At 74.8% G+C, this 6937-nt stretch carries 3 protein-coding genes and 2 pseudogenes; 4 read left to right on the top strand and 1 reads right to left on the bottom strand.

Annotated features, from left to right (window positions below; all coding sequences use genetic code 11):
• Positions 1-132: 132 nt before the first annotated feature.
• Positions 133-1152 carry a glutamine synthetase gene (glnII, locus tag H5J30_RS12830; protein WP_181787563.1) on the bottom strand — a complete coding sequence of 340 codons (1020 nt, stop codon included), beginning with the start codon at positions 1150-1152 and terminating at the stop codon, positions 133-135.
• Between the two features lie 303 nt (positions 1153-1455).
• Between glnII and H5J30_RS12825 the strand changes: the two genes are divergently transcribed.
• The 4 genes and pseudogenes from H5J30_RS12825 to H5J30_RS12810 form a co-directional block, all read left to right on the top strand.
• Complete coding sequence (locus H5J30_RS12825) at positions 1456-2748, top strand: sensor histidine kinase (RefSeq protein WP_181787562.1); 1293 nt, start codon at positions 1456-1458, stop codon at positions 2746-2748.
• The gene (locus tag H5J30_RS12820; RefSeq protein WP_181787561.1) at positions 2712-3362 is read left to right on the top strand and encodes a LuxR C-terminal-related transcriptional regulator; all 651 of its coding nucleotides are present in this window, start codon (positions 2712-2714) and stop codon (positions 3360-3362) included. Before H5J30_RS12825 ends, H5J30_RS12820 begins: the two co-directional genes overlap by 37 nt.
• Positions 3363-3536: 174 nt before the next feature.
• Positions 3537-6663, top strand: a pseudogene (locus H5J30_RS12815) (alpha-N-acetylglucosaminidase).
• 59 nt (positions 6664-6722) lie between these two features.
• Positions 6723-6937 (top strand): annotated as a pseudogene (locus H5J30_RS12810) (hypothetical protein); the annotation flags it as partial.

Raw genomic sequence — 6937 nt, 5'->3', positions numbered from 1 at the left:
ACTCCGCCGACCGCCACGCCCCGGTCCGCGCCCCCGTCCCAGTCCCCGTCCGCATCCTCCGAACGCCGACACCCGAAAGCCCAGCCCCCAGTCCGGCCCCGGCCCCGGCCCGTACGCCCCCGCGGTCCGGCCTCAGTCCAGGCCCGCCTTCTCCAGCGCCGCGCAGCACGTGTCCACCATCAGCCGCGTCACCACATACGGGTCGACGTTCGCGTTCGGCCGCCGGTCCTCGATGTAGCCCTTGCCGTCCTTCTCCACCTGCCACGGGATCCGCACCGACGCCCCGCGGTCCGACACCCCGTACGAGTACTCGTCCCACGGCGCCGTCTCGTGCGCCCCCGTCAGCCGGCTCTCCACGCCCGCCCCGTACGCGCGCACGTGCGTCAGCGGCTTGTCGCCCTCGCCCAGCGCCTCGCAGGCGGCGACGATCGCCTCGTAGCCCTCGCGCATCCGCCGGGTGGAGAAGTTGGTGTGCGCGCCCGCGCCGTTCCAGTCGCCCTTCGCCGGCTTGGGGTCCAGGGTGGCGGAGACGCCGAAGTCCTCCGCCGTGCGGTAGAGGAGCCAGCGCGCGACCCAGAGCTGGTCCGCGACCTGGAGCGGGCCGAGCGGGCCGACCTGGAACTCCCACTGCCCCGGCATGACCTCGGCGTTGATGCCGGACAGGCCGAGGCCCGCCTTGAGGCAGTTGTCGAGGTGGGCCTCGACGACCTCGCGGCCGAAGATCTCGTCGGCGCCGACGCCGCAGTAGTAGCCGCCCTGCGGGGCGGGGAAGCCGTTCTCGGGGAAGCCGAGGGGGCGGGAGCCGCGGAAGAAGGTGTACTCCTGCTCGATGCCGAAGAGCGGCTCCTGGGCGGCGAAGCGCTCGGCGACCTCGCGCAGCTCGGCGCGGGTGTTGGAGGCGTGCGGGCTCAGGTCGGTGTCGAGGACCTCGCAGAGCACGAGCGCGTCGGCGCCGCCGCGCAGCGGGTCGGGGCAGGTGAAGACGGGCTTGAGGACGCAGTCGGAGGAGCGGCCGTCGGCCTGGTTGGTGCTGGAGCCGTCGAAGCCCCACAGGGGCGGCTCCGCGCCGGTCTCGACGATCTTCGTCTTCGAGCGCAGCTTGGCGGTGGGCAGGGTGCCGTCGATCCAGATGTACTCGGCCTTGTAGCTCACGGTCGCCGTCCTCACGTCGTGCAGATGCGGTCCCGGCGGGTACGTCCTCCCGCCCTCGGCAGCCTCGCAAGCCGCGGTTTCCCGACCGTTGCCCGGATGTAAACCCGGTGTGTCCCCGCCTCCGGTACGGCGTGGTGGTGCTAGCTACACCCCGGCACCGGGGGGCCGGCCCCGTGCCCCCGCCGGGCCCACGCGGCAGACTGTGAGAGGCGCCCGGCGAAGGGCGCGCGAGCCGGGCCACGGGACGGGCACGGGACCGGCAGGGTGCGGCAGGAACCAGCAGGGACAGAGGGGAACACGGAGATGATCTTCCGGAACTGGGCGCTCGCCGGGGTACGGGCCCTGGCGCTGACGGTGCTGTGCACCGCGGCCTCGATCACGCTCTTCGTGCTGACCGTCGTCTCCGTCGTGCTCATCCCCGTCCTCGGCATCGGCCTGATCACCACGCCCTGGGTGCTGGAGGGCGTGCGGATGCAGGCCAACCTGCGCCGGCTGCTCGCCGCCCAGTGGTCGGACGTGCGCATCCCCGCCACGTACCGCCCCTGGCCGCCGAACCTCCAGGGCGGGCTCATCGGCCAGGCGCAGCGCACCCGCCACATGCTCACCGACCCGGCGACCTGGCGCGACGTGCGCTGGCTGTTCACCGACATGATCGCGGGCACGGTCCTGGCGGTCGTGACGGTCGCGCTGACCTTCTATCCGCTGGAGGGGTACGTGATCGCCGCCGGCGTCTGGGACCCGATGACCGGCGGCGGCGACAGTACGTACTGGTACGGCTTCGTGCCGGTGTCCTCGCAGAGCACCGCGTTCATGGCCGCCGGGCTCGGCACGGCCCTGTTCGTCGTCGGCCTCTTCACCAGCCGGCGGCTGCTGGGGCTGCACTTCCAGATGACCAAGGGCGTGCTGGCGCCCCGCGAGGTCGAGCTGGCCCAGCGGGTCGCGCGGCTGACCGAGACCCGCTCGGACGCCGTCGACAACTCCGCCGCCGAGCTGCGCCGCATCGAACGCGACCTGCACGACGGCGCGCAGGCCCGGCTGGTCGCCATGGGCATGAGCCTGGGCACCATCGAGGCGCTCATCGAGAAGGACCCGGCGAAGGCGAAGGAGCTGGTGTCGCGGGCCCGCGGCGAGTCCGCCGAGGCGCTGACGGAGCTGCGCGACCTGGTACGGGGCATCCACCCGCCGGTCCTGGCCGAGCGCGGCCTGGCGGACGCGGTGCGGGCCCTGGCGCTGCGCATGCCGGTGCCGGTCGAGGTGGACATCGACCTGGGTACGCCGCCGGGGCGGGCGGCGGAGCCGGTGGAGTCGGCGGCGTACTTCGCGGTCAGCGAGGTGCTGACGAACGCCATCAAGCACGCGGAGGCCCAGCGCGTGTGGCTGGACGTGGGGCACCGCGACGGCATGCTGCGGATCGCCATCACGGACGACGGCCGCGGGGGCGCGGCGGTGGACAAGGGCTCCGGGCTGGCCGGGGTGGAGCGCAGGCTCGGTACATTCGACGGCGTACTGGCCGTCAACAGCCCGGTCGGCGGCCCCACGATGGTGACCCTGGAGATTCCGTGCGAGCTGTCATCGCAGAAGACCTCTTCCTTCTGAGGGACGGTCTCGTCCGCATGCTCGAAGCGTACGACTTCGAGATCCTGGCCGCGGTGGACAACGGCCCGGAGCTGACGCGGGCGCTGGACGAGCTGGAGCCGGACGTCGCGGTCGTCGACGTCCGGCTGCCGCCGTCGTTCTCGGACGAGGGCCTGCAGTGCGCGCTGGAGGCGCGGGCGAAGCGGCCGGGGCTGCCGGTGCTGGTGCTCTCGCAGCACGTGGAGCAGCTGTACGCGCGGGAGCTGCTGGCCGACGAGCGCGGCGGGGTGGGGTATCTGCTGAAGGACCGGGTGTTCGACGCCGACCAGTTCATCGACGCGGTACGGCGCGTGGCGGGCGGGGGTACGGCGATGGACCCGCAGGTCATCTCGCAGCTGCTGAGCCGGCGGGCGGCGCAGGACCAGCCGGTGAACACGCTGACGCCGCGCGAGCGCGAGGTGATGGAGCTGATGGCGCAGGGGCGGTCCAACGCGGCGATCGCGGAGCGGCTGGTGGTGACGGACCGGGCGGTGGCCAAGCACACGTCGAACATCTTCGGGAAGCTGGGCCTGCCGCCGTCGGACGACGACAACCGCCGGGTGCTGGCGGTGCTGGCGTACCTGGACCGCGGCTGACCGGCGCGGGGTGCGGGCGGTCCGGGGGCGGTCCGGCCGGGCGTCCGGTCCCGGTTCGTGCCGCGCCCGGCCGCGGTTCGGGAGACAGCGCTTGCTGCCCCGCCCGGGTACGGGCCGCTTTCCGCCCGTTTCCCTCCGTTGCCCCTTCCCGCCGCGCGTGGCTACGGTCCGCTGATGACGGACATGACGCGACGCACGATCCTGGGCACGGCCGGCGCGCTCGGCGCCGGCGCGGCACTCGTGAACGGGCAGGCGCACGCCCGTAGCGTGACGGCCGCAGGCGGTACGGCAGCGGACGCGGAAGCGGGCAGGGGGTTCGACGTGGCGGCGGCCCGGGAGGCGCTGGAGCGGCTGCTGCCCGAGCACGCCGGGCAGTTCGCGCTCACCGCCCTCGACGGCGCCGAGCGGTTCACCGTACGCGGCCGGGCCGGCCGGATCGAGGTCGGCGGCACCAGCCCCGCGGTGCTCCTCACCGGCGTGCACTGGTACCTGAAGTACACCTGCCGCGCCGTCGTCTCCTGGTCCGGCAGCCAGACCCGGCTGCCGCGCCGGCTGCCCGGGCCGGGACGGTGGCGCGGCGCTCGACGGGGGCCGCGCCACCGTCCCGGCCCGGTTCGCGCTCAACGACACCCACGACGGCTACACCGGCCCGTACCACGACTGGCCGCGCTGGGAGCGGTTCATCGACGTGCTCGCCCTGCACGGCTGCAACCAGGTGCTCGTCACCCCCGGCAGCGAGGCCGTCTACCACCGGCTGCTGACGGAGTTCGGCTACTCCGACGCCGAGGCCCGCGCCTGGCTGCCCGCCCCCAGCCACCAGCCGTGGTGGCTGCTGCAGAACATGAGCGACTACGGCGGCCCCGTCAGCCCCGCGCTGCTGGCCGAGCGCACCGAACTCGGCCGCCGCATCGTCGGCCGCATGCGCGAGCTGGGCATCTCCCCCGTCCTGCCCGGCTACTTCGGCACCGTCCCCGGCGGCTTCACCGACCGCCACCCCCTCGGCCGCACCATCCCCCAGGGCACCTGGGCGGGCCTGCCCCGCCCCGACTGGCTCGACCCGCGCACCGAGGTGTTCCGCGACGTCGCCGCCGCCTACTACCGCCACCAGGAAGAGCTGTTCGGGCCCGTGGCGCACCTGAAGATGGACCTGCTGCACGAGGGCGGCGACCCCGGCGACGTGCCCGTGCCCGAGGCCGCACGCGCCGTCGAGACCGCGCTGCAGACCGCCCGCCCCGGCGCGACGTGGGTGATCCTCGGCTGGCAGGAGAACCCGCGGCGCGAACTCCTCGACGGCCTCGAACACCCCGACCGGATGCTCGTCGTCGACGGCCTGTCCGACCTGGAGCGGGTCACCGACCGCGAGGCGGACTGGGGCGGCGTGCCGTACGCCTTCGGCACCATCCCCAACTTCGGCGGGCGCACCACGATCGGCGCCAAGACCCACATGTGGGCGGCGCGCTTCGCCGCCTGGCGCGACAAGCCGGGCAGCGCGTGCGTCGGCACCGCGTACATGCCGGAGGCCGCCGAGCGCGACCCGGCGGCGCTGGAGCTCTTCAGCGAGCTGGCGTGGCGGACGGAGCCGGTGGACCGGAAGGCATGGTTCGACGAGTACGCGGCCGTGCGCTACGGGGGCGACGACGCCGCGGCGCGCGAGGCGTTCGCGGCGCTGCGCGAGACGGCGTACGCGATCTCCAGCGCCGACGGCCGCCCGCACGACTCGGTCTTCGCCGCCCGCCCGTCGCTGGACGCCCGCTCGGGCGCGTACTACGCGACGAAGACCCCGGCCTTCGACCTCGCCGACTTCGACAAGGCGTTCGGCGCGCTGCTGGGCGTCGCCCCGGCGCTGCGCGCCTCCGACGCGTACCGGCACGACCTCGTCGACCTCGCCCGGCAGGCGCTCGCGAGCCGGTCGCGGGTGCTGCTGCCGCAGCTCAAGGCGGCGTACGGGCGCAGGGACGCGGCGACGTTCCGCACGCTGTCCGACCTGTGGCTGAAGCTGATGGCGCTCAGCGACGAGACCACCGGCGCGCACCGCGCGTTCCTCCTCGGCCCCTGGCTCGCCGACGCCCGCCGGATGGCCGCCGACGACGCGGAGGCCGCGCTGCTGGAGCGCACCGCGCGGGTGCTGGTCACCACCTGGGCCGACCGCCCCACCGCCGACGGCGGGCACCTCGCGGACTACGCGAACCGCGACTGGTCCGGGCTGATCCGCGACTTCCACGCGCCGCGCTGGCGCGCCTACCTGGAGGAGCTGCAGGACGCGCTGGCGGCGGGGCGGGAGCCGGAGCCCTTCGACTGGTACGCGGTCGAGGACCCCTGGACGCGGCAGCGCAACCGCTACCCCGAGCGCCCCTCCGGCAACGCGCACACCGTCGCGCGCCGCGTCCACGACGTGCTCGCCGCAGCCCCGTACCAGGGCGTCGTCACCGCCGTCGCCGATCCCCCCGCGCTGGCGCCGGGCGGGACGGGGCGGCTGACCGCCGGGTTCCGCAACATGTGCGGGCTGGCGGCGACGGGACCGGTGGAGCTGGAGCTGACCGGCCTCGACGCGGCACCGCCGGGCGCGGTGTCCCTGCCGGCGGTGCCGGCGGCGGGACGGGCGGAGCACGCGTGGGAGGTGCGGGCGCCCGCCGGGCCGCCCGCGGAGCCGCTGACGCCGCTGCCGTACGAGGTGCGCACGGCGTACGGGATGGCGGGGCAGAAGCCGGTGACGGTGCACACGCCGGGCACGCTGTTCCTCGCCGGACCGCTGGACGACAGCGTCGCCACCGCCACCACGAACGCCGCCGTCTTCGGGCAGCTCGGCGACCGCTGGGCGATCGACGGGGGCGGCGCCGACATGTGGAAGGCGACGGCCGAGTTCGGCGCGGTCTTCCGGCCGTGCTCGCTGGCCTCCGGCGGCACGGTGACGCTGACCGTCGACGCGCAGGCGCCGACCGGGCCGTGGGCGCGGGCGGGCATCGTCGCCCGCAACGACCTGCGGACGGCGGGCGCGGCCGGGTTCCTCAACCTGGCGGTGACACCGGCGAACGGGGTGGCGCTGTCGTACGACTCCAACGGCGACGGCACGCTGGACACGTACCGGCGGATCACGGGTATCGCGGCACCGGTCACGCTGCGGCTGACGCGGACGGGGGACTCGTTCACGGGCGCGTGCTCCACGGACGGCGGGGCGACGTGGCGGACCGTGGCGACGGTCACGGTGCCGGGGACGGCGCAGACGCAGGACGCGGGGCTGTTCATGTCGGCGGCGGCGGGGGTGCGGGGGACGGTGGAGTTCAGCGGGTGGACGAGCGGGTGAGGGGGCGCGGGGCGGCCGGGGCGGAGTGACCATCTGAGGATTCACTCGTTCAACCCAACGTGGATCAGCAGGCCGTCACCTCCCGGGGGGCCGCGGGCCCGCCGCCGCCCGCGGACACCGTCTCCTCGCCCGTCGACGTCGAGCAGGCCGAGGCCGCCGTCGTCGAGCACTACGCGCACCTGACGCGTCTCGCGTACCTGCTGCTGCCGGCGGAACAGAACCGCGGCAAGCGGGTCCTGGCGGCGCACGGCCTGGTGCAGCGCTCGCTGCCCCT

The organism is Streptomyces phytophilus (assembly GCF_013870535.1).
Taxonomy (GTDB): domain Bacteria; phylum Actinomycetota; class Actinomycetes; order Streptomycetales; family Streptomycetaceae; genus Streptomyces; species Streptomyces phytophilus.
The sequence above is the reverse complement of the archived record's forward strand: the minus strand, read 5'-3'. Positions and strand labels throughout refer to the sequence as shown.